Here is a 22,353-nt window from a genome sequence, read left to right on the forward strand (position 1 = left end):
ATTGTATCGGGCGAGGAGGCGCGCACGACAGGATTCGTGTGCGCTCAGTCCTGGGCGATCAGCGCCACCGGCGCTGCCGTACCGAATTGAACCTTGCCGCCATTCACCACCGCCGTCTTGCCGGTGTACCAGTCGCGCACGGTCTGGCCATCGTTGAACACGCCGGCCACCGAAATCGGCACCGCCTTGTCGTTCGGCAGGTCGAGGGCGACCACCACGCGGTCGCTCACGCCGCCGCTCTGCCAGGTGCGCTTGAAGGTGTAGGGACTGGACGCCAGCATCTGGTGCACGCCCGCTCCCACCGCCGGATGGGCCGCACGGAAGCGTCCCAGCTTGGCCCAGTGCTCGCGCACGTCGCCCACGCGGTGGATGCCGCGCTGCGTGTTGGCGGCCAGCTCGTCCCAGTTCATGAAGGAACGCAGCTTGGCGTCGCCTTCCGCGCCTTCGATGTTGAGCAGGCGTGCGCTCTCGTCGCCGTAGTAGATCTGGGCCGCGCCAGGCGCCAGCAGCAGCTTGTTGGCCGCTTCCAGCGGACGCTGGCGCGCCGGGTCGTAGGGGCTGCCGTCGTCGTGCGAGCTGATGTAGTTGAGCACCGAATAGCCCTTCATCGGGCCCTGCAGCGCCTTCGAATACTCCGAGAACAGCTTTTCGTAGCCCTGGGCCGCGTCCGACTTCATGCTGAAGTTGATCATGCTGTCGAAGCCGTTGGCGAGCCAGTCGACCGTGACATTGTTGCCCATGTCGTAGCTGCGGCCGTGGTTGATGGAGTAGCCGTAAACTTCCGAGACCATGAAGAAGGGCTGGTTGCCCAGACGCTTGGCCGGATTGGCGCGCTTCCATTCTTCGTAGGCCAGGCTGGCCTCCTGCTTGAGTTCCTTCCACACGCCCGGCTCGGTGTGCTTGACGGTGTCGGCGCGGAAGCCGTCCACGCCATACTTGCGCACCCAGTCGGCATGCCACTTGACCAGGTAGAAGCGCGGCGCGCGCGGGTAGCCGGTGCGCTTGAAGAAGGCGTCCAGTTCCTTCACCTCGCGCTCGTAGCGCCCTTCCTTCTTCCACTTCGCCACCAAGGCCGGCGGCAGGGCCACGTTGGCGTTGCTATTGGTAAGGATGTCCGGCAGGTTGTCGACCAGGGTGCAGTCGACCGTGGTCGGCGCGTCCTTGTAGGTGCACTTCGGCTTGGTGCGCACCCAGTCGGCCGGCCATACCGGGTCGGTCGGCGTGACCGGGCCGGTATGGTTCATCACCACGTCGAGCAGCACGCGGATGCCGTTGGCGTGCGCCGTCTCCACGAAGTTGCGGAAGTCCTGCTCGGTGCCGAGATTCGCATCCACCGCGGTGAAGTCGCGCGCCCAGTAGCCGTGGAAGCCGTAGGTCTTGCCGGTGCCTTCGTCGGTCGGCGCGTGGATCTGCTCGACCGGGGGCGTGAGCCAGATGGCGTTCACGCCCAGGTCCTTGAAGTAGCCTTCCTTGATCTTGGCCGTGATGCCGGCCAGGTCGCCGCCCATGAAACCGCGCAGCTTGGCCGCGTCATCCTTGCGGCCGAATGCGTGGTCGTTCGCCTTGTCGCCATTGTTGAAGCGGTCCGTCAGCAGGAAGTAGACGGTGGCGTTCTCCCAGACGAAAGGCTTGCTGGCCTGGGCAGCAGCCTGGGTGGCAGTGCTGAAGGCGAGCAGCATGGAGGCGGCAAGGACGGGTAGTTTCATGCGGTTTCCTGTGTGGTGGGTGGATGGTCTAGGTGATCACGGTCGGGCTCTCCCGGCCGGTGCGCTGGCGCAGTTCCGCCACGCTGTCGGCGATGGCGATCAGCTCAAGCAGCGCCTGCTGGGTGTCGATGTCGTGGCGCGCCGGGTCGGCTTCGTAGCGTTCGAGGTAGAGGCGGATGGTGGCGCCTTCAGTGCCGGTGCCGGACAGGCGGAAGACGATGCGCGAGCCGTCCGTCATGATGATGCGGATGCCCTGGCGCGTCGCCACCGAGCCGTCGACCGGATCGTTGTAGCAGAAGTCGTCGGCCTCCGATACGCGGAAGCTTCCCAGGGTCTGGCCGGCCAGGTCCGGAAGTTTCGCACGCAGCGCGGCCATCAATGCGTCCGCGGCGGCGGTGTCGACGGCTTCGTAGTCGTGGCGGGAATAATAGTTGCGGCCGAAACGGGCCCAGTGCTCGCGCACGATCTCGTTCACGGACTTGCCGCGTGCGGCGATCAGGTTCAGCCAGAACAGCACGGCCCACAGGCCGTCCTTCTCGCGGATGTGATGGGAGCCGGTGCCGTAGCTCTCTTCGCCGCACAGGGTGGCGAGGTTGGCGTCCATCAGGTTGCCGAAGTACTTCCAGCCGGTCGGGGTCTCGAAGCAGGTAATGCCGAGGCTTGCCGCGACGCGGTCGGCCGCCTGGGACGTCGGCATCGAGCGCGCGATGCCGGTAATGCCGCCGGCGTAGCCCGGCGCGACGGTGGCGTTGGCGGCGATGATGGCCAGGCTGTCGGAAGGCGTCACCGCCAGCTTGCGCCCGACGATCATGTTGCGGTCGGCGTCGCCGTCGGAGGCGGCGCCAAAGTCCGGCGCGTCCAGGCCGTTCATGTGGGCGATCAGGTCGGCGGCATTGACCGGGTTCGGGTCCGGATGGCCGCCGCCGAAATCCTCCAGCGGATCGCAGTTGACCACCGTGCCGGCAGGCGCGCCCAGCGTGCCTTCGATGATCGCTTTCGCGTACGGGCCCGAGACCGCATGCATGGCGTCGAAGCGCATCCGGAAGCCGCCTGTGAACAGGGCGCGGATGGCATTGAAGTCGAACAGGCGCGCCATCAGTTCGGCGTAGTCGGCGACCGGATCGATGATCTCGACCACCATGTTCTCGATGCTGGTCTTGCCGACCTGGTCGAGGTCGACCGGGGCGCCATCGCTGATGCGGTAGGACGCCAGTGCCTGGGTATTGGCGAAGATCGCTTCGGTGATTTTCTCCGGGGCGGGACCGCCGTTGCCGATGTTGTACTTGATGCCGAAGTCGCCGTCCGGACCGCCCGGGTTGTGGCTGGCCGAGAGCACGATGCCGCCGAAAGCGGCGTGCTTGCGGATCACGCAGCTCACCGCCGGCGTGGACAGGATGCCGCCGCGGCCCACCAGGCAGCGCGCCACGCCGTGGGCGGCGGCCATGCGCAGGATGGTCTGGATCGCTTCGCGGTTGAAGTAGCGGCCGTCGCCGCCGACGACCAGGGTGCGGCCTTCGCCTTCACCCAGGGTGAGGAAGATCGCTTCGACGAAATTCTCGAGGTAGCCCGGCTGCTGGAATTCGGTGACTTTCTTGCGCAGGCCCGAGGTGCCGGGCCGCTGTCCGGCGAACGGCGTGGTCGGGACGGTCTGGATGGTCATGCTTCGCTCCTGTCGTAATAACGTGGTGCAACATTGGACAATGTTGATAAAACGTTACGATACGACAGGCGCGAAATCATTGGCGCGCGAGGGTTTAGACGGCTGCCTTGACCGGCGCTGCACGGTCGGTGACGAACAGGGTCAGCACGGCCGCCAGCAGCATCGCGCCGCCGCCCAGCGCCACCGTCATGACGGTGTGGCCGCCGAAGAAGTGCTTGGTCACGCCGCCCAGCAGCAGGCCGCTGCAGATCTGCGGGATCACGACGAAGAAGTTGAACAGGCCCATGAAGTAACCCATGCGCTTGGCCGGCAGCGAGCCCGCCAGGATGGCGTACGGCATGGTCAGGATCGAGGCCCAGGCCAGGCCAACGCCGATCATCGGCAGCATCAGCATGTTGCGGTCGGTGATCAGGACGATGGAAGCCAGGCTCAGGCCGCCGATGGCCAGGCAGGTGGCGTGCACGGTCTTGCGGCTGGTGGCGCGCGCGAACACCGGCAGGATGAAGGCCGCCAGGGCCGACACGCCGCTGTACACCGCGAACATGATGCCGACGAAGCTGCCGGCGTCCTGGAAGGCCGTGGACTGGGCGTCGGTGGTGCCATAGACGTTGTCGGCGATCGCCGAGCCGGTGTAGATCCACATCGCGAACAGCGCAATCCAGGTGAAGAACTGGACAAAAGCCAGTTGCACCATGGTCTTCGGCATGTGGGCGAAGCCGCCGACGATTTCCTTCAGGGCCACGCCCACGCTGCGCGAGCGCTTGCGCTCGGCGTGGAAGGCATCGAGGTCGGCAGGGGGCAGTTCGTCCGCGGTGAGCACGGTCCACAGCACGGCCAGGAAGAAGATCGCACCGCCGGCGTAGAACGAATAGCGCACGGTGTCGGGAATGGTGCCGCCCACCGCCGCGTTGGACACGCCCATGGTTTCGAAGAACCAGGGCAGGAGCGAGGCGATCACGGCGCCGCAGCCGATGAAGAAGGTCTGCATGGCGTAGCCGGCGGTCTGCTGCGAGGCGTCCAGCTTGTCGCCGACGAAGGCGCGGAACGGCTCCATCGACACGTTGATGGCCGCATCCATCAGCCACAGCACGGCCACCGCCATCCACAGCGCCGCGGAATTCGGCATCAGGAACAGGGCGATCGCAGCCAGCACGGCGCCGATGAAGAAGAAGGGACGGCGGCGGCCCCATTTCGGGTGCCAGGTGTTGTCGCTCAGGTAGCCGATCACGGGCTGCACCAGCAGGCCGGTGACAGGCGCAGCGAGCCAGAACAGGGCCAGGTCGTCGGGGTTGGCGCCCAGCGTCGAGAAGATGCGGCTGGTGTTGGCGTTCTGCAGAGCGAAGCCGAACTGGATGCCGAAAAAGCCGAAGCTCATGTTCCAGAGCTGCCAGAACGACAGGCGTGGCTTGAGCACGCCGCTTTGCATATCCATGTGTGTCCCCAATGTGGCCCGGACCTGGCGGGCTCTCGTGTGATGCAGGCAGCCCGAATGAAGCTAACCTGGCAGAAGCTGTAGCAAAATAACATTTCGATATGCGAGTGTCAATCGAAGAGCTGTCATAGTAGAATCGCCACAACAGAGCGGACTGGACAACCCGACTCTGTAGTCAAACAACATAAATATGACTCAGGAGACTTGCCATGCCTTCGCTTCGCTCCACCCTTGCTCCACTCCTGTTCGTTGCTACCCTGAGCGTGCCCGCGACAGCCGCGGACGCGCCAAAAGTGTCGACCGCCCTGCCCGGCGTGAGCCTGCTCGGCAGCCCGGTCGAGATGCCGGGCCTGGAGCGCAAGCGCCAGCTGCGCCTCTACCTGCCGCCCGGCTATGCCACCTCAGGCAAGCGCTACCCGGTGCTGTACATGCACGACGGCCAGAACCTGTTCGACAACGCGACCGCCTATGCGGGCGAGTGGAAAGTGGACGAGACCCTCGACGCGCTGGCGAAGGAGGGCAAGCTGGAACTGATCGTGGTCGGCATCGACAACGGCCAGGAAAAGCGCATGACCGAACTGAACGCCTGGGACAACGAACGGATCGGCAAGGGCGAAGGCCGCGCTTACACGGACTTCATCGTGAAGACGGTCAAGCCGATGATCGACAGGCAGTACCGCACCCTGCCCGACCGCGCGCATACCGCGATCATGGGCAGCTCGATGGGCGGCCTGGCCTCGCACTACGCCCTGGTGCAGTATCCGGACGTGTTCAGCAAGGCCGGCGTGTTCTCGCCGGCATACTGGACGGCTGGGCAGTCCGTGTTCGACTTCGTCACCGCCAAACCCGCGCCGAAGGATGCGCGCGTGTTCCTGCTGATGGGCGGGAAGGAAGGGCCGCAGATGAACGCGGACGTCAAGCGCATGGCCGAGACGGTGAAGCAGACCGGGCATCCGGCGGCCAACACGGTGCTCAAGATCGTGCCGGAGGCGGAGCACAACGAGGCGTTCTGGGCGGGGGAATTGCGTGAGGCGCTGTTGTGGATGTTTGCGCCGGAAAATGCGAAGGTCGCCAGTAGCAAGTGAAGTATCGGCTGATCAGCCCCAATCCTCAATTGAAACAGTTAGCCCGTCGTTCCGGCGAAGGCCGGAACCCAATTTCAGGTGCATAGCGGTCAAGATTGATTGCACCTCCACACGTACAAACTTGGATCCCGGCCTTCGCCGGGAGTCATGGGCGCCAGTGGCGCGCATGACGGTTCAACGGACAGTGGCCGTAATTAGCCTTTACGGTGCGGCTTCTTGAAACTCTTCTCCGCCACGCGCCGATCGGCGCCCGCCTTCGCGAACGACTTCTTCTTCGGCGCCGTGATGATCGGTTCTTCCACCCCATCACGCGTCATGTTCAGCTGCTGCCCCGCCACCCACACCGTCTTCAGGTGGTCGATCAGCTCAGGCGTCATGTCGTCCGGCAGGTCGATGGTGCTGTAGTCGTCGTAGATCTCGATGCGGCCCATGTACTTGGCCGGCATGTCGGCTTCGTTGGCGATCGCGCCGACGATGTTGCCCGGCTTGACGCCGTGCTGGTGGCCGACCTCGATGCGGAAGGTCGCCATGCCCGGTTCCGGCGCGCGCATTACACGCTCCTTCTTGAAGGCCGGCTCGCGCGCTTCACGTTGCGGACGGGCCGGTCGATCTTCCCACGTTCCCTGCTCGCGCGGGGCGAATTCGGGCTTCGCTTCACGATCCGGCTTTTCCAGCAGCAGCGGCTGGTCGCCGCGCGCCAGCTTGGCCAGCGCCGCGGCGATGTCCACCGCCGGCACGTTCTGTTCGCGCTCGTATTCCTCGACCAGCGAACGGAAGACTTCCAGGCCGCCCTCTGCCAGGGTAGCCGCGATCTGCTCCTTGAACCTGGCGATCCGCACTTCGTTCACCGCCTTCACGGTCGGCAGCTGCAGCGGCGCCACCGGCTGGCGGGTCGCGCGCTCGATGGCTTTCAGCAGGCCGCGCTCACGCGGGGTGATGAACAGGATCGCGTCGCCGCTGCGGCCCGCGCGGCCGGTACGGCCGATGCGGTGGGTGTAGCTTTCCGGGTCCGACGGCACGTCGTAGTTGATCACGTGGCTGATGCGTTCCACGTCCAGGCCGCGCGCGGCGACGTCGGTTGCGACCAGGATGTCGATCTTGCCGTTCTTGAGCTGCTCGATGGTGCGCTCGCGCGCCTGCTGGGTCATGTCGCCATTGATCGCGGTGGCCGCGAAGCCGCGCGCCTGCAGCTTGGTTGCCAGCTCTTCGGTGCCGAGCTTGGTGCGCGCGAAGATGATCATGCCGTCGAACGCTTCGGCTTCCAGGATGCGGGTCAGCGCATCGAGCTTCTGCACGCCGGCCACCAGCCAGTAGCGCTGGGTGATGTTCTCGGCGGTGCCGGTCTTGGCCGCCACGGTCACTTCGGCCGGGTCGCGCAGGTAGGTCTTGGCGATGCGCTTGATCGCCGGCGGCATGGTGGCCGAGAACAGCGTGGTCTGGCGCTCCGGCGGGGTCTGCTGCAGGATGTGCTCGACGTCGTCGATGAAGCCCATGCGCAGCATCTCGTCCGCTTCGTCCAGCACCAGGGTCTTCAGCTGCGAGAGGTCGAGCGAACCCTTTTCGATGTGGTCGATCACGCGGCCAGGGGTGGCCACCACCACGTGCACGCCGCGGCGCAGCGCCGACAGTTGCGGGCCGTAGCTCTGGCCGCCATAGATCGGCAGCACGTGGAAGCCCTTGATGTGGGCGGCGTAGCTCTGGAAGGCTTCGGCCACCTGGATCGCCAGTTCGCGCGTCGGCGCCAGCACCAGCGCCTGCGGCGTGGCCTGCTTGATGTCGATGCGCGACAGGATCGGCAGCGCAAAGGCGGCGGTCTTGCCGGTGCCGGTCTGGGCCTGCCCGAGCACGTCGCGGTTGGCCAGCAGCAGCGGAATGGTCGCGGCCTGGATCGGCGACGGCGTTTCGTAGCCGACTTCCTTCAACGCCTTGAGTACGGGGGCGGAGATGTCGAGATCGGCAAACGTCGGGAGGGGGGTGTCGGACATGGTAAAGCTTTCAAAATTAATACTAAGGCGCCAGTTTACTCCCTTGCAGGAGGACGGCGGGCACTATTTGGAACGGGGCGGCTTGTAGCTGTACGGCAAGCCCCAAAAGAAAACGGCCCCAGGCGCTGCCGCGCATGGGGCCGCAATGATACAGGTTCGCGCGCTACATCTTCTTTGCAGCGCACATCTTCGCGATATAGTCATTATGCGAAGGCATGACCTCGACGCACTTGGCGATCACCTCGCGCACGCTGGCCAGGTACTCGGCGATGTCCTCCTCGGACTGCGTATCGGCCAGCGGGTGGTAACCCTCGATCGGCATGTTCTGCCCTTCGAACACCTGGATCCAGCCGACTTCCGAGAACAGCTCGTTGTCGACCCGGACCACGCGCCCATGGGTGCGGTACATGTCCATCTTGCGCTGCAGCGTCTCCGGAATCGCCATGTGCGCGCACTCCTGCCAGTATGGCGAATCGGTGCGCTGGTTCAGGTGGTAGTGCAGCACGATGAAGTCGCGGATGCGCTCGTAGTCGAAGCGCGACTGGCGGTTGTATTCGTCGCGGTCGATCTCGCTCCAGCCGCGATCAGGGAAGAAGTCGATCAGGCGCTGGATGCCGGACTGGATCAGGTGGATGCTGGTCGACTCCAGCGGCTCCAGGAAGCCGCTGGCCAGGCCCAGGGCCACCACGTTGCGGTTCCAGGCCAGCTTGCGCATGCCGGTCTGGAACTTGATCAGGCGCGGCTCGGCCAAGGCCTTGCCGTCCAGGTTGGCCAGCAGCGTGGCGGCGGCTTCGTCGTCGCTGATGAAGCGGCTGCAGTACACGTGGCCGTTGCCGGTGCGGTGCTGCAGCGGGATGCGCCACTGCCAGCCCGACTTGTGCGCGGTAGCGCGGGTGTAGGGTGTGATCGCCGGCGCCGATTCGCAGGGCACGGCCAGCGCGCGGTCGGCCGGCAGCCAATGGGTCCAGTCCTCGTAGCCGGTTTGCAGGGTCTGCTCGATCAGCAGGCCGCGGAAGCCCGAGCAGTCGATGAACAGCTCGCCCTCGACGCGACTGCCGTTTTCCAGTTCCACCGCGTCGACGTGACCGTCAGGCTCGCGCTGGGTGACGCGGGTGATTCTACCTTCGATACGGACTACCCCACGGCTTTCGGCCAGTTTGCGCAGGTACTTTGCATACAGGCTGGCGTCGAAGTGGTAGGCGTAGTTGATGTCGCGCAGCGGCGAATTCTGCACGTCGAAGCGCGGCGGCATGAACTTGCCGGCCTTGGCCGCCATACGCGTGATCGAATACTCCTCCAGCGGCGCGGCCTTGCCCGCCAGGCGCATCTTCTGCCAGTACTGGTCGAAGGGCACGGTCGCCAGGTCCTGGCCCAGGCGGCCGAAGCCGTGCATGTAGCGCTCACCCACCCTGCCCCAGTTGACGAACTCGATACCCAGCTTGAAGCTGCCCTGGGTCTCGCGCATGAACTCGTGCTCGTCGATGCCGAGCACGCGGTTGAAGCGCTGGATCATCGGGATGGTCGCTTCGCCGACGCCGACGATGCCGATCTCGTCCGACTCGACCAGGCGGATGTTGTAGCGGCCATTGAGCATGGTGGACAGCGCCGCCGCGGTCATCCAGCCGGCGGTGCCGCCGCCGACGATGACGATGTCCTTGAGTGCTTCGTTGTGCATGGAGATTTCCTGGATACGAAAAACGACCCCTGGCAGGCGCAGGCCCGGCAGGGGTCGTTACTTTACCTCAGTTCAGCTTAGAACTTGTAGGTCGCGCCGAAGTGGTAGGTGCGGCCATAGTCGCGGCGGTTCGACGGGTTTTCCTCGTCGGTGGTGAACTCGAGGAACGGTGCGTTGTTCCAGTTCTGCGCCTGGGCGTACAGGCTCACGCCCTTCAGCCAGCCCGACTGGATTTCGTACGATGCCTGCAGGTCGACGATGGTCTCGCCCTTGATGAAGGTGAGCTGCGCATTGTCCTGGAAGTCCGAGACCTGGCCCAGGAAGCTCGAACGCTTGCGCGCCGCGGCGGCAATCTGGAAGCCGTTCTTCTCGTAGTAGATACGCAGGTTGCTCACCTTGCGCGACAGGCCCGGCAGCGGAATGCTGGTCAGGTCGCCGGCCACGTTCGCGAAACCGGTCTCCGGCAGGTTGACGTTGCTGCGGGTATCCGAGTGGTTCACCATCGCACCGAAACCGTCCAGGTATGGCGTGATCATCGAGAACGGAACGTTCACGGCCAGCTCGTAGCCCTTCAGGTTGCCGCCGTCGCCGTTGACCGGCTGGTTGAACAGGCCGACGGTCGAGCCGGCGTACGGACCGGTCAGCGGCAGCGGGGTGGTCGGGGTCACGAACGGACGGAAGTCGAACGGACGCGGGATGCGCAGGATGTAGCTGTCGAGCTTCTTGTAGAAGACGGCGGCGCTGATGTAGCCCTTGTTGCCGAAGTACTTCTCGTACGACAGGTCGAGGGCCTTTGCGCGGAACGGCTTCAGTTGCGGGTTGCCGCCGCTGCCAACCAGGATCGGCACGCCGGTGGTCGAGATGCCGAAGTTCTGGCCGGCGCGCAGGTCATCCAGGTTGGCGCGCGAGACCACCTTGGCCATGCCGAGGCGCAGTACCTGTTCATTCCCCAGGTCGAAGCTGAGGTTCGCGCTAGGCAGCACGTCCCAGTAGCTGTCGCCTTCGTCCACGCGCTGCGCCGGGCAGGTCTGTGCGGTGTTGCCGACGCAGCGGGCCTTGTCGATGACGTAGCCGCCGCCGCGCTGGTTGGTGTGGATCGCCTGCAGGCCGACGTTGCCGCGATAGCTCAGGCCGAACATCTCGCCGTTCAGGTCACCCATGACGTAGGCGGTGTTGATGCGCTCGCTCACATCCCAGTACTTGTTGTAGATGTCGGCATCGACCTTCTGCGCCAGCTGGTAGACCGAACCGAGCGAGCCGCGCGGATCCCAGGACACGACCTGGAAGCCCGAGGAACCGGCAAAGGCGACGTCGCTGCCCGGCACCGCGGCGGCGGCGTACGGACCGCCGGCGATCACCAGGCGGCCTTCGTCGCCAGTGCGCGACTTGTCGCGCGAGGTGTGGTTGAAGCCGAAGCTGGTGCCGGTGATCGGACCCAGTTCCAGGGAGCGCTTGGCGGTCAGGCGCACGGCCTTGACGGTGTCTTCCACGTAAGGCTGGGCCAGGTAGCCGGCCTGCGGCGAGGCTTCGCCACCGGACCAGCCCATCACATCGGTGAGGCGCGCGACGCTGCGGTCGGCGTAGTTCGAGCCCGGGGTGTACTTCACTTCGGTGACGTTGGCGCCGTTGAAGTTGGTGTAGCGCAGGGTGTCCTGGGCGCGACCGGCGATACCGGCGGTGGTCTCGTAGCGCGAGGCCAGCTTGGTCGCCTTCGACCAGGTCAGGTCGGCCGCGGTGGTCCAGTCGGCGATCTTCAGCTCGTTGTTCCAGCCGATGGTCTTGAGGTCGTCCTTCGAGCCCTCGTAGTGGTTACGCACCACGCCCTTCCAGTTGCTGATGGTACCGCTGGTGGCGACGCCGTTCGAGACGGTGGCGGTGCTCAGCACGTGCGGCAGCTCATAGGCGCCGCCGCCGTTGTAGGCCACACCGCCTTCGAAGCCGGTCTTCTTCTGGCCGGTTTCGCCGGCCGAGTAGAACAGGTCGACGGTCGACTTGAAGTTCTTGTTCGGACGGAACTGCAGCGACGCGAAGGCGCCGTCGCGTTCGTGCGAGTCGACCACGGTGTCGTAGCCGAAGCCGCCCGGGGTTTTCACGTTGGCGCCGTTGTACGCCATCTCGGCGGTGCCCCAGGAGTTGAAGGTGGTCTGGCCGCCGCCGGTTTCTTCATAGCGGGTAAAGCCCATGGCAACGCCGATGGTGCGGTTCGCGAACTGGTCGATGTACGACAGGGTGGCGCGCTTGCCGTCGCCTTCCGGCAGGCCGTCCGGGTGCTTCACGCCCAGGCGGGTCTTCTTGTAGCTGACAGCGACGGTGCGCTTGCCGAAGTCGAGCGGCTGCACGGTGCGCAGGTCGATGGTCGAGGCCAGGCCCTGGCCGATGACGCTCGCTTCCGGGGTTTTGTAGATGACGATGGAACCCATCAGTTCGGCCGGGAACAGGTCGAACTCAGGGGAACGGGCATTGCCGGTGGAGGCCATTTCGCGGCCGTTCAGCAGGGTGCCGTTGAAGCTCGGCGACAGGCCGCGCACCGAGATGTCCGATGCCTTGCCCGAGCTGCGGCCGCGCTGGGCCGACACGCCCGGCAGGCGCGAGATCGACTCGGCGACGCTCTGGTCCGGCAGTTTGCCGATGTCTTCGGCCGAGATGGCTTCGACGATCGACGAGGAATTCTTCTTGATCGAGATGGCCGCTTCGATACCGCGGCGGATACCGGTCACTTGGACGGTGGCGACATTCGGCTGGGCGGTCGCGCCGGCCGGCGTCGGCTCGGCGGCGGCTGCTGCCTGCTCGGCCGAATTCGGCTGGGTGGCGACGCTCGAGGTGGCGCTGGTGGTGGTCGTGGTGTTGTCCTGGGCTTGCGCGTAGGCGCTGCCCGCGAACACCGACAGGAAGACTGCGCAGCCGGCGGCTACCGGGCTCAGCTGGAATGCATGGCGAACCGGCTCGGCGGTGCGCTTGGTTGCGAAGATACTCATTTGTCCCCTCATATAGACCAATAATTTTTTCCCGAAACTACAGCGCGACAGCCAGCTTGCACGGCAGCCTCAAGCAAACGTATTTAGACGTTCTGTCAAGGATTCTGTATTAAAACTAGATGCACTGTCAACGGGAGTTGCTTGTTACTACGATAACGGCATCATTTTATATATATACTGGCTTGAGCACGTCTTTTTCGTTGTATTTGGGCTACAGGATCACATACAGATGACTGTAGTCGGACTACAAATGCGCTTTCAAGCAGCAGACTCGACGCTTTTCGCACCAGTTTGGTGCAATTCTGGACACTCTTCAGGATATTGGGCGTGGTACGTACAATGGGACGAGAAATTTTCGATCCGAAAATTTGTACTTTGACTAGATGCTGAACGTTTGTGTGCTACAGCCGATCCATAGTATTCTCGTAGCAACATAACCACGCATGGCGACCCTTGCCACCGCGCCGACCTGTAGTCTGACTACGATTCGGTATATCGGGAGCGAGAAAACGCCCACACCGACATGAGACATTTCTTCGCCAGCCTGCTGCTCGGCAGCGCCGCACTCACTCCCTGCGCCGCCCTCGCCCAATCCCCCGCCATCGCCCACATGGAGCCGCCCTTCTGGTGGGCCGGCATGCAGCACAAGGGGCTGCAGCTGATGGTGCATGGCGAGCGCATCGCCGACCTGGCGCCGAGCCTGAGCTACCCGGGCGTGCGCATCGCGTCGGTGACCCGGGTCCCCAGCAGGAATTACCTGTTCGTCGACCTGGAAATCGGCGTGGACGCGAAGCCGGGCAAGTTCGACATCGTGTTCAGCGGTGCGGGCGGCGAGACGCGCTATGCCTACCAGCTGCTGGCGCGCGAGCCTGGCTCCAGCCAGCGCGTCGGCTTCAACAACAGCGACGCGATCTACCAGGTCATGCCGGACCGCTTCGCCAACGGCGACCCGCGTAACGACAGCACGCCGGACACGCTGGAAAAATCCAATCGCGCGAACGGCTCCGGACGCCACGGCGGCGACATCGAGGGCATCGTCCAGCGCCTCGACTACATCCGCGACATGGGCTTCACCCAGCTGTGGCCGACGCCGCTGGTGGAAAACAACATGCCGGCCTACTCGTATCACGGCTACGCGGCCACCGACCACTACCGGATCGACCCGCGCTACGGGAGCAACGAGGACTTCCGCCGCCTCTCCATGGAAGCGAAAAAGCGCGGCATCGGCATCATCCAGGACGTGGTGCTGTCGCACATCGGCAGCGGCCACTGGTGGATGAAGGACCTGCCGACGCCGGACTGGATCAACTATGGCGGCAAGTTCGTGCCGACCCAGCACCACCGCACCGCCGTGCAGGACCCGTACGCGTCGAAGGAAGACGCGGACAACTTCACGCGCGGCTGGTTCGTCGAGAGCATGCCGGACCTGAACCAGTCCAATCCGCTGGTGGCCAATTACCTCATCCAGAACAACATCTGGTGGATCGAGTACGCGGGCCTGTCGGGCCTGCGCATCGACACCTTCGGCTATTCGGACGGCGCTTTCCTTTCCGACTACACGAAGCGCCTGATAGCCGAGTACCCGAAGCTGAACATGGTGGGCGAAGAGTGGAGCAAGCTGGTGCCGGTGGTGGCGCGCTGGCAGCGCGGCAAGCAGAACATCGACGGCTACCGCGCCTCCACGCCGAGCCTGATGGACTTCCCGCTGGCCGAAAGCATGCGCACGGCGCTCGCCGACAAGAACGGCCGCAACGTGTTCGGCGACGTCTACGAAACCCTCTCGCTCGACTACCTGTATCCGGAGCCGGGCAACCTGGTGCTGTTCGAAGCCAACCACGACGTGTCGCGCATCTGGAGCGTGGTCGGCGAGGACTTCGACCGCTACCGCATGATGATGGTCTTCCTGATGACGATGCCGCGCATCCCGCAGCTCTACACGGGCGACGAGATCCTCATGACCAGCGCGACCCGCGAGCGCGACGACGCCAGCTACCGGCGCGACTTCCCCGGTGGCTGGGCCGGCGACAAGCTCGATGCCTTCGCGGGCAAGGGCCTGAGCAGCCAGCAGCGTGCCGCGCAGGAACTGGTGCGCAGGCTGGCCAACTGGCGCAAGGGCCAGCCCGTCATCCACCGTGGAAAGCTGATGCACTACGGCCCGCGCGACAACACCTATGTCTACTTCCGCTACGACGACAGCAAGCGCGTGCTGGTCGCCTTCAACAACAACCCAAAGGAGATGGTGCTGGATGCGCAGCGTTTCCATGAAATGCTGGAAGGCAGAGCGGGCGGCGTCGATGTCCTGAGCGGCAAGCGCTTCGATCTCACCAAGGAGCTGCGCCTGCCGGCCAAGGGCAGCGTGATCCTGGAACTGGACGCGGCGCGATGAAGCGCTGCCTGCTGGCCACGGCCGCCCTGCTCGCCTGCCTTTCCGCAAGCGCGCAGGAGAAGGAAAAGGAACTCTACATCCGCGGCGCCTTCAACGGCTGGGGTACCGATAACGCGCTTTCCCACAAAGGCAAGGGCGTGTACGAAGCGGACATCCTGGTCAGCCCGGGCAACCATGCCTTCAAGGTCGGCAGCCGCGACTGGGCTGACGAATGGGTGGCCGACACCAGCAAGAGCGTGACGGTGGCGCCGGGCGCCTCGTATCCCCTGGCCACCCAGCCCGGTCCGGAAGACTACCTGTTCGTGCGCCAGACCGGCACTTACCGCTTCACGGTGGATGCCTCGAACCCGGCGGCCCCCAAGCTGCGCGTGGTGCGCCTGGAGACGCCACAGGCAGCCGCGGCGCCCGATCCGCACGCGGGACGCGAGGCAGTTGCAGCGCTTACCTGGCCGACCTGGGACGGCAAGCAGGAAAGCGCGCGCTTCTCCACGCCCGATGCCGGCGCGGCACTGCGGCGCTACGCCCACTCCACAACGCTCAGTCTGCGCGACCCCGGCCCGCAGCACAGCGAGTACGCCGAGCAGGCCGGCCTGCCGCGCGTCCGTACCGGCAACCTGGCCTTCGACGCGCTGTTCGCACTGGCCGGCTCGGAAATGCGCTTGGATGCGGTGAGCCAGATCCGTGACGGCAACTACAACGGCGGCGCCGCGATTCCCTGCGAGTGCTTCGCCACCGGCGAAAAGTGGCATTACGTGTGGACGCGCGACCTGTCCTACGCCGCCGACCTGGGCCTGGCCCTGCTCGACCCGCAACGGGTGCGCAACTCGCTCGAATTCAAGCTGTCCGGCTGGCGCAAGGGATTGAAGATCGCACCACAGGTCGCGGGCAGCCCGGACGGCCTGCAGGTCGTGCAGGACACCGGCAGCGGCGGCAGCTGGCCGGTCAGCACCGACCGCGTCACCTGGGGCTTCGCCGCCGAGGAAGTGCTACGCACCCTGCCCGCTGCCGAACGCGCGCCCTTCGCCCGGCGCGCGCTGCAGGCCCTGTCGAACACGATCGAGAACGACCGCATCGCGGCCTTCGACGCCAGCACCGGCCTGTACACCGGCGAGCAATCCTTCCTCGACTGGCGCGACCAGAGCTACGCTTCCTGGATCCCGAACGAGCTGGCCTCGATGTCCACCTCGAAGTCGCTGTCCACCAACGTCGGCCATTACAAAGCCCTTAGCCTGGCCTCACAACTGGCGAGGGAACAGGGCGACGACGCGCGAACGCGGCGCTATGCCGCGTGGGCGGCCGAACTGGTGCGCGCCATCAACACGCAACTGTGGCTGAGTGATGCCGGCATGTACAGCAGCCTCACCGCCGGCCACCTCGACGGCGCGCCGCTGCACAAGTTCGACTGGCTCGGGCAATCGCTGGCCATCATCACCGGCGTTGCCAGCGAAGAGCAGGCGCGCTCGATCCTGGCGCGCTATCCGCACGGGCCGATGGGCGCTCCCGTCATCTGGCCCCAGCAGCCAGGCATGCCGGTCTACCACAACCGCGCCCTGTGGCCCTTCGTGACGGCCTACGGCCTGCGCGCCGCCATCCATGCAAAGAATGTCGCCGTGGCCGATGCGGCCTACGACTCGCTGCTGCGCGGCGCGGCACTGAACATGTCGAACATGGAGAACCTCGAATGGCTCTCCGGCCAGCCGCTGCTGCTGGACGAACGCAATCCGAACCTGATCGGACCGGTGATCAATTCGCGCCGCCAGCTGTGGTCGGTAGGCGCCTACCTCGGCATGGTAGTGGGCGAACTGTTTGGCGTGTCGGTGCAGGACGACGGCGTCCTGCTGCAGCCTTTCGTCACCGCCAAGCTGCGGCGCGAGATGTTCGGCGCGTCGAACGACATCGCGCTGCACGAGCTGCGCCTGCAGGGCAAGCGTATCGACGTGCGCCTGCGCCTGCCGGCCGTGGACACGGAAGACGGCTACTACACCGTCGACCGCATCCTGGTGAACGGCCAGGAAAGCAGCAAGCGGATTCCCCTTGCGAGCTTAAAAGACAACAACCAGGTCGAGATCGTGCTGGGCCGCCTGCAGCACGGGCAGCAGGAGATCCGCCGCGTGAAGGACGATCCTTACGCCACCGCCGGCCCCACCTTCGCACCGCGCGAGCCTGCGATCGCGGGCCTCGAGCGTCATGCGAACGGGAATATGCTGCGGATCGCCCCTGCCGGCGACGAGGGCGCAGTGCGCTACAACGTCTACCGCGACGGCAAGCTGGCGGCCAGCGGCCTGCAGGCAGGCAGCTGGACCGACCGCGGCGCCAGTCCCTTCGCCTGCTACGCGGTCGAGGCCCAGTCCCTGGCCGGCGGCAACCGCAGCCACCACAGCATCCCGCGCTGCATCGACCGTGGCATCGAGGTGCCTGTCACCGACCGGCGCGCCCAGTCGAACGTGAAGCTCAGCGCCCCGACTGCACGTTTTGACGCGCCGCGCCTGGAAGGCTGGGGCCAGCCCGGCGACCGCTTCGCCGTCGAGCGCATCGCCGTCCCGGCCGCAGGCCGGTACGCGGTCCAGGTGCGCTACCACAACAGCGCGAACCAGGTGAACCTGGGGATCAGCGGTGGCGTGAAGTGGCTGGCGGTGAAGGACGCGCGCGGCCGCATCGTGGCCCAAGGCGTGGTGCAGTTGCCGCACGCCCCGCTGGCGAAGGCGAACACGCCGAGCGTGTATTCGACGCCACTCAGGGCAACGCTGAGCGCGGGCCGTTACCGCATCGAGATGAGCGACTTCTACAACATGAGCTATCTCGACAGTAACAGCAGCTTCAGCGCAGCCGGTGGTGCGACGGGGCCGTCGAACCGCTTTGATATTTACGGAGTCCGCCTGCTCCGCGTTGAGTAGGGTGGTCGGCTTGCCGACCGCGCGTCCAACAGGCGCATACGCAGTCGTGAGGCACGCCGGAGTTGAACGCGCGGTCGGCTCCGCGTGATCCGGTCCACCGGACCAGATCACCCCTACGCGGCTTCGGCCTCATCGGGACCGGGTCTCGCTTCCTTGCGCGACGGTCCCTGCACCATCAGCAGCAGGCGGCCTTCGAGCACGCGGAATTCCAGCGGCATCGGCATTGTCGTCACCTCACCGTCGGCCGCGACCTTCATGCGCTTGCGGCCATACACGGCCGGGGTGCGCACGGTCAGGCGCTTGAAGGCGAAGGCGTCGACCTCGTCGTCGCTGCCCAGCCGTCCCAGCATGCCGCGCACCAGCAGGCGCAGCAGGCCGAGTTTACCCATGGGGCGCGGCGCGATGGCGACCAGCTGGCCGTCCTCCACCGCTTCGATCAGGCCGTCGCGCATGCCGACCTGCTCCAGCTGCAGGCGGTTATTTCCGACAAACAAGGTCGTCGTCCGGATGCGCCGTTCCTTGCCGTCGAGTTCGAGTGAAATGCGCAGGTGCCGGTGCGGACGCAGGGCGATCTTGATGGCCGAGAAGAAGGCGACGACCCGGCTGCGCCCGTAGTGCTGCTTGTCGTGCTCGCGCTCTTCCAGCAGCTTGGGGTAGAGCCCGACGCTGGCGTTCACCAGGAAAATCTTGTTGTTGAGCAGGCCCACCTGCACCGCGCGCATCCGGGCGCGCAGCAGCGAATACACGGCCTCGGCCAGGTCTTCGGGAATGCCATGGGTGCGGCCGAAATAGTTGAATGTTCCTTGCGGCAAAACTCCGAACGGACATCCGGCCAGCACGGCCTCATGGGCTACGGTGTTGATGGTGCCGTCGCCGCCGGCCGCCACCAGGATGCCCTCTTCGGCCACGGCGCGCGCCGCCATGCTGCGCGCCTTGTCCGCGAGCTCGGCCGGATCATCGACCAGTTCGAGATGGCAGCGCCGGCCGGCGCCGGCCAGCACCTCCTCGATGGTCGAACGCCGCAACTCGGTCTCCGAATGGCCGGAACCGGCATTCAGGACAATGAAGAACGGGGCGTCGGGGCGCGGCTCGGTGGTCGGCATCGATGGCTCGTGGTGGGTTAGTGAATGTGCAAGCCAATGCTACCATCACCTGACGGCACACGAGTGTGCGCTAGCGCTCTTCCGACAGCTCCATGCCGTACAGGTTGAGCGCCGGCTCGCCCGCCACCACGACGCGCGTGCCCTGGTAGCGCATCCCCAGCCTGAGCAGCAACTGGATCGAGGCGGCATTGCCCTGGGTCGTGATGGCCACCAGGCGCGGGATGCCAAGCAGGCGCGCATGCGCGACCACCCCTTGCGCCGCCTCGAAGGCATAACCGTGCCCGCGGTAATGCGGCAGGAAGGCATAGCCGATATCGACATCCTCGAGCCCGTCGCGCTTGATCAGGCCGGACAGGCCGACCGCCCTGCCGTCTTCCAGGCGCTCCACCAGGTACATCGAGTGGCCGCGCGTGCGCTGCATCGCGATCGGGCCGTTCTCGATCGAACTCACCGCCGCCTCGAGGGTGCGCACGCCGCGGTCGCCGATATGCTCGATGAAGGCGGGGTCGTTGAGGATCTCCAGGTAGACGGCGGCGTCCCCGGGTTCGACCAGGCGCAGGCGCAGGCGTTCGGTGCGGATGATCTCCAGGGGACCCGCCGTCATGCGTCCGCCGTCGGCCAGTGGTCCGGGTCCTGCAGCAGCTGGTACATCACGTAGGCGTCGACGTAGCCGAGGCGCTTGTGGCGGTAGGCCTTGGGCAGCGTACCCACGATCGAGAAGCCGAGCTTCTTCCACAGCCGGATGGCGGCGGTATTGGTGCTCACCACGTAGTTGAACTGCATCGCGAGGTAGCCCTGGCGTTTTGCTTCAAGCAGGCTATGCTCGCCGAGCGTGCGCCCCACGCCGGCGCCCTGCGCCGACGGGCTGACCATGTAGGAGGCATTGGCCACGTGGTGGCCGCGCCCGGCCTGGTTCGCGACCAGGCGGTACATGCCGAGCACGCGCGACCCGCTGGAGGTCGCGACAAAGCTCGTCACCTCGGGTCCGAGCCAGTAAGCGTGACCGGCTTCGCGCGAGGTCGCGGTAGTGAACGGATAGGTTTCGCCGGCGGCGACGTGCGAGCAGAAGATGCTCCACATCGCGTCGAAATCGTGCTCGCCGGCGGGGCGGATCTGGATGTCTTTCACGGCTGTCTTGAACGCGTTACTGAACTTGAAAGCGTTCTATTCTAGCCTCAAAACGCGGCCCGGTTCAGGAATCGTGCGGTCGCGTTGCGTACATTAATTCTCACTTAAGTCCTATTGCGATCCGTGCGGCGGCATCCGGAAGTCGGTGCTGGCCGGCCGTCCCGGCAGGTGCAGGGTCGCCTGCGCCGGGGGCGCCTCCGCCACCACCGCGCCGCGCCGCAGCACCAGCTTGCGCGCCGCGCGCAGGCGGATCGCTTCCACGGTGGAGCCGGCATCCAGCAGCACCAGGTCCGCATGGCAGCCGGGCGCCACGCCATAGCCTTCGAGGCCGAGGATGCGGGCCGGGGTCTCGGTCACGGCCAGGAAGCACTGGTGCATGGCCTCCACCCCGGTCATCTGCGCCACGTGCAGGCCCATGTGCGCCACCTCCAGCATGTCGCCCGAGCCCATGCCGTACCAGGGATCGAGCACGCAATCGTGGCCGAAGGCGACGTCCACGCCCGCCGCCAGCAGTTCGGGCACGCGCGTCATGCCGCGCCGCTTGGGATAGGTGTCGTGGCGGCCCTGCAGCGTGATATTGATGAGCGGATTGGCGATCGCCGCCACCCCGCTTTCCGCGATCAGGGGCAGCAGCTTGCTCACGTAGTAATTGTCCATCGAGTGCATCGAGGTCAGGTGCGAAGCGGCCACCAGGCCGTGCATGCCGAGACGGTGGGTTTCTGCCGCCAGGGTCTCGATGTGGCGCGACATCGGGTCGTCGGTCTCGTCGCAATGCATGTCCACGCGCCGGTCGTGCTGGGCCGCGAACTCGCACAGCAGGCGGATCGACGCGGCGCCGTCCGCCATGGTGCGCTCGAAGTGCGGGATGCCGCCCACCACGTCCACGCCCATGGCGATGGCGCGCTTCAGATTGTTGAAGGCGTTCGCGCTGCGCAGCAGGCCGTCCTGGGGGAAGGCGACCAGCTGCAGGTCGAGGTAGGGCGCGACCTGCTTGCGCACCTCCAGCAGCGCCTCAACCGCCAGCAGGCGGTCATCGCAGACGTCGACGTGGGTGCGGATCGCCAGCAGCCCGCGCGCCACCGCCCAGTCGCAGTAGCGCAGTGCGCGCTCGACCAGGGCGTCCTGGGCCAGTTGCGGCTTGAGTTCTCCCCACAGGCTGATCCCTTCCAGCAGGGTGCCGCTGCGGTTCACGCGCGGCAGGCCGTAGCTCAGGGTCGAATCCATGTGGAAGTGCGCATCCACAAAAGGAGGGCTGACCAGGTCGCCGTCAGCGTCGATCTCGCGCGCGCCCTGCGCCGCCAGCCGCTTTTCCACGGCGACGATGCGTTCGCCATTGATACCGATGTCGATGCCGCGGCTGCCGTCCGGCAGGGTGGCGTTGCGAATCACAATGTCCATGCGCACTCCTCCTTTGTCTGCCTGATTGTATCCATTTCCGGACGGACTTGATGCTGAGCAGTCCCCATCGCACCTTAATGCTGCATCGCAATATTTCTGTTCTAAAACAAACCAACAAGCCTTTGCAACATTGGCCTGTGGAGGCTACACTAGCCGATATTGCAGTGCGCCATAAATGACTGACAAGGAAACCCTATGACCTCTCTCCATGACCAGTTTTCCGCAGTACGCAAGGCCCAGTTCCACGCGCAGTTCGATTTCTTCAATTCCATGACCACCCAGGCCATCGAGAGCGCCAGCCGCGTGGCCGCACTCAACCTGGCCATCTCGCGCGACGCGGTCCAGCGTTCGCTCGGTACCGGTTTCGCGCTGATGAATTCGCGCGACCCGCGCGATGTCCTCACCCTGGGCGGCCAGGCCGAAGAACAGGTGCGCAGCCTATTCGCCTATGGCCGTGAGCTGCTCGGCATTGCCAGCGGCGTCCGTCCGTATGCCGTGCGCCCGCAGGCCCTGACACTGGCGCCGCAGCAGGCGGTCGAGACGGTTGAGACGGTCGAGGTGGTGGAACAGGCCGCAGACCCGGCGGTCGCGGTTGCCGCTGACCTTGCCGGTGACCTTGCTGACACGGCGCCAAGCGCAGAGGCGCTTGCGCCAACGCTCGGCGACACGCTCGCCGCGGCGATCCCGGCCGAACCCGTGGTCGTGGCCGAAGCACCTGCCGCGCTTGACGAGCTGGTGGCCGAGCCGGCGCCGGTCGCGGAACCGAAGCCGATCGCCAAGGCCGCCGGCAAGGGTGCGCCCCGCGCCGCCGCTGCCGCCCACCCCGCCGCCGCGCCGGTGGCCGAGCTCGATGCCACCGAGGCGCCGAAGGTCGAGCTTGCCCCCGCTTCCTCCAAACGGAAGAAGTGAAAGCGCACGGGCGCGCC

14 protein-coding genes are annotated in these 22,353 nt (G+C 65.7%); 4 read left to right on the plus strand and 10 right to left on the minus strand.

Going from position 1 to position 22,353, the window contains the following annotated elements; translation table 11 throughout:
• Nucleotides 1–44: 44 nt before the first annotated feature.
• From LK542_RS16560 to LK542_RS16570, 3 genes are all read right to left on the minus strand, one after another.
• On the minus strand, nucleotides 45–1,706 hold the full coding sequence (locus LK542_RS16560; RefSeq protein WP_227812727.1) for an alpha-amylase family glycosyl hydrolase: 1,662 nt from the start codon (nucleotides 1,704–1,706) through the stop codon (nucleotides 45–47).
• Nucleotides 1,707–1,734: 28 nt separating this feature from the next.
• Complete coding sequence (locus LK542_RS16565) at nucleotides 1,735–3,366, minus strand: alpha-D-glucose phosphate-specific phosphoglucomutase (RefSeq protein ID WP_227812728.1); 1,632 nt, start codon at nucleotides 3,364–3,366, stop codon at nucleotides 1,735–1,737.
• 94 nt (nucleotides 3,367–3,460) lie between these two features.
• Nucleotides 3,461–4,798: an MFS transporter gene (locus tag LK542_RS16570; RefSeq protein WP_227812729.1), complete on the minus strand. Its 1,338-nt coding sequence runs from the start codon at nucleotides 4,796–4,798 to the stop codon at nucleotides 3,461–3,463.
• Nucleotides 4,799–5,007: 209 nt separating this feature from the next.
• On the opposite strand from LK542_RS16570, the gene LK542_RS16575 reads away from it, so the two are divergent.
• Complete coding sequence (locus LK542_RS16575; RefSeq protein WP_227812730.1) at nucleotides 5,008–5,883, plus strand: alpha/beta hydrolase; 876 nt, start codon at nucleotides 5,008–5,010, stop codon at nucleotides 5,881–5,883.
• A gap of 194 nt (nucleotides 5,884–6,077) precedes the next feature.
• Here the strand turns inward: LK542_RS16575 and LK542_RS16580 are convergent, their stop codons facing one another.
• The 3 genes from LK542_RS16580 to LK542_RS16590 form a co-directional block, all read right to left on the minus strand.
• Nucleotides 6,078–7,868, minus strand: coding sequence for a DEAD/DEAH box helicase (locus LK542_RS16580; protein WP_227812731.1), 1,791 nt, complete (start codon nucleotides 7,866–7,868; stop codon nucleotides 6,078–6,080).
• 163 nt (nucleotides 7,869–8,031) lie between these two features.
• Nucleotides 8,032–9,543: a tryptophan halogenase family protein gene (locus LK542_RS16585; protein WP_227812732.1), complete on the minus strand. Its 1,512-nt coding sequence runs from the start codon at nucleotides 9,541–9,543 to the stop codon at nucleotides 8,032–8,034.
• Nucleotides 9,544–9,620: 77 nt separating this feature from the next.
• Entirely contained in the window at nucleotides 9,621–12,518 is a 2,898-nt protein-coding gene (locus LK542_RS16590) for a TonB-dependent receptor (RefSeq protein WP_227812733.1), read from the minus strand.
• 523 nt (nucleotides 12,519–13,041) lie between these two features.
• On the opposite strand from LK542_RS16590, the gene LK542_RS16595 reads away from it, so the two are divergent.
• Nucleotides 13,042–14,904 carry a glycoside hydrolase family 13 protein gene (locus LK542_RS16595; RefSeq protein ID WP_227812734.1) on the plus strand — a complete coding sequence of 621 codons (1,863 nt, stop codon included), beginning with the start codon at nucleotides 13,042–13,044 and terminating at the stop codon, nucleotides 14,902–14,904.
• Nucleotides 14,901–17,798 carry an esterase gene (locus LK542_RS16600; RefSeq protein ID WP_227812735.1) on the plus strand — a complete coding sequence of 966 codons (2,898 nt, stop codon included), beginning with the start codon at nucleotides 14,901–14,903 and terminating at the stop codon, nucleotides 17,796–17,798. Before LK542_RS16595 ends, LK542_RS16600 begins: the two co-directional genes overlap by 4 nt.
• A 113-nt stretch (nucleotides 17,799–17,911) precedes the next feature.
• On the opposite strand, the gene LK542_RS16605 is transcribed toward LK542_RS16600, so the two are convergent.
• The 4 genes from LK542_RS16605 to LK542_RS16620 form a co-directional block, all read right to left on the minus strand.
• A complete protein-coding gene (locus LK542_RS16605) occupies nucleotides 17,912–18,901 on the minus strand; it encodes a diacylglycerol kinase family protein (protein WP_227799562.1) in 990 nt (329 codons plus the stop codon).
• A gap of 70 nt (nucleotides 18,902–18,971) precedes the next feature.
• The gene (locus LK542_RS16610; RefSeq protein ID WP_227812736.1) at nucleotides 18,972–19,505 is read right to left on the minus strand and encodes a GNAT family N-acetyltransferase; all 534 of its coding nucleotides are present in this window, start codon (nucleotides 19,503–19,505) and stop codon (nucleotides 18,972–18,974) included.
• The gene (locus LK542_RS16615; RefSeq protein ID WP_227812737.1) at nucleotides 19,502–20,029 is read right to left on the minus strand and encodes a GNAT family N-acetyltransferase; all 528 of its coding nucleotides are present in this window, start codon (nucleotides 20,027–20,029) and stop codon (nucleotides 19,502–19,504) included. The genes LK542_RS16610 and LK542_RS16615 overlap by 4 nt, the downstream gene beginning before the upstream one ends.
• A gap of 111 nt (nucleotides 20,030–20,140) precedes the next feature.
• Nucleotides 20,141–21,427, minus strand: coding sequence for an amidohydrolase family protein (locus LK542_RS16620; RefSeq protein ID WP_227799565.1), 1,287 nt, complete (start codon nucleotides 21,425–21,427; stop codon nucleotides 20,141–20,143).
• Between the two features lie 195 nt (nucleotides 21,428–21,622).
• Between LK542_RS16620 and LK542_RS16625 the strand changes: the two genes are divergently transcribed.
• On the plus strand, nucleotides 21,623–22,336 hold the full coding sequence (locus LK542_RS16625; RefSeq protein ID WP_227812738.1) for a phasin family protein: 714 nt from the start codon (nucleotides 21,623–21,625) through the stop codon (nucleotides 22,334–22,336).
• The last annotated feature ends 17 nt before the right edge of the window (nucleotides 22,337–22,353 follow it).

The organism is Massilia sp. IC2-477 (assembly GCF_020707265.1).
GTDB lineage: Bacteria > Pseudomonadota > Gammaproteobacteria > Burkholderiales > Burkholderiaceae_D > Telluria.

Excerpts from the sequence above, each read along its gene's own strand:
- LK542_RS16625 (WP_227812738.1), top strand. The coding sequence starts at position 21,623 with ATGACCTCTCTCCATGACCAGTTTTCCGCAGTACGCAAGGCCCAGTTC.
- LK542_RS16620 (WP_227799565.1), bottom strand. The coding sequence starts at position 21,427 with ATGGACATTGTGATTCGCAACGCCACCCTGCCGGACGGCAGCCGCGGC.
- LK542_RS16595 (WP_227812734.1), top strand. The coding sequence starts at position 13,042 with ATGAGACATTTCTTCGCCAGCCTGCTGCTCGGCAGCGCCGCACTCACT.
- LK542_RS16585 (WP_227812732.1), bottom strand. The coding sequence starts at position 9,543 with ATGCACAACGAAGCACTCAAGGACATCGTCATCGTCGGCGGCGGCACC.
- LK542_RS16600 (WP_227812735.1), top strand. The coding sequence starts at position 14,901 with ATGAAGCGCTGCCTGCTGGCCACGGCCGCCCTGCTCGCCTGCCTTTCC.
- LK542_RS16560 (WP_227812727.1), bottom strand. The coding sequence starts at position 1,706 with ATGAAACTACCCGTCCTTGCCGCCTCCATGCTGCTCGCCTTCAGCACT.
- LK542_RS16590 (WP_227812733.1), bottom strand. The coding sequence starts at position 12,518 with ATGAGTATCTTCGCAACCAAGCGCACCGCCGAGCCGGTTCGCCATGCA.
- LK542_RS16580 (WP_227812731.1), bottom strand. The coding sequence starts at position 7,868 with ATGTCCGACACCCCCCTCCCGACGTTTGCCGATCTCGACATCTCCGCC.
- LK542_RS16610 (WP_227812736.1), bottom strand. The coding sequence starts at position 19,505 with ATGACGGCGGGTCCCCTGGAGATCATCCGCACCGAACGCCTGCGCCTG.
- LK542_RS16605 (WP_227799562.1), bottom strand. The coding sequence starts at position 18,901 with ATGCCGACCACCGAGCCGCGCCCCGACGCCCCGTTCTTCATTGTCCTG.
- LK542_RS16575 (WP_227812730.1), top strand. The coding sequence starts at position 5,008 with ATGCCTTCGCTTCGCTCCACCCTTGCTCCACTCCTGTTCGTTGCTACC.
- LK542_RS16570 (WP_227812729.1), bottom strand. The coding sequence starts at position 4,798 with ATGGATATGCAAAGCGGCGTGCTCAAGCCACGCCTGTCGTTCTGGCAG.
- LK542_RS16565 (WP_227812728.1), bottom strand. The coding sequence starts at position 3,366 with ATGACCATCCAGACCGTCCCGACCACGCCGTTCGCCGGACAGCGGCCC.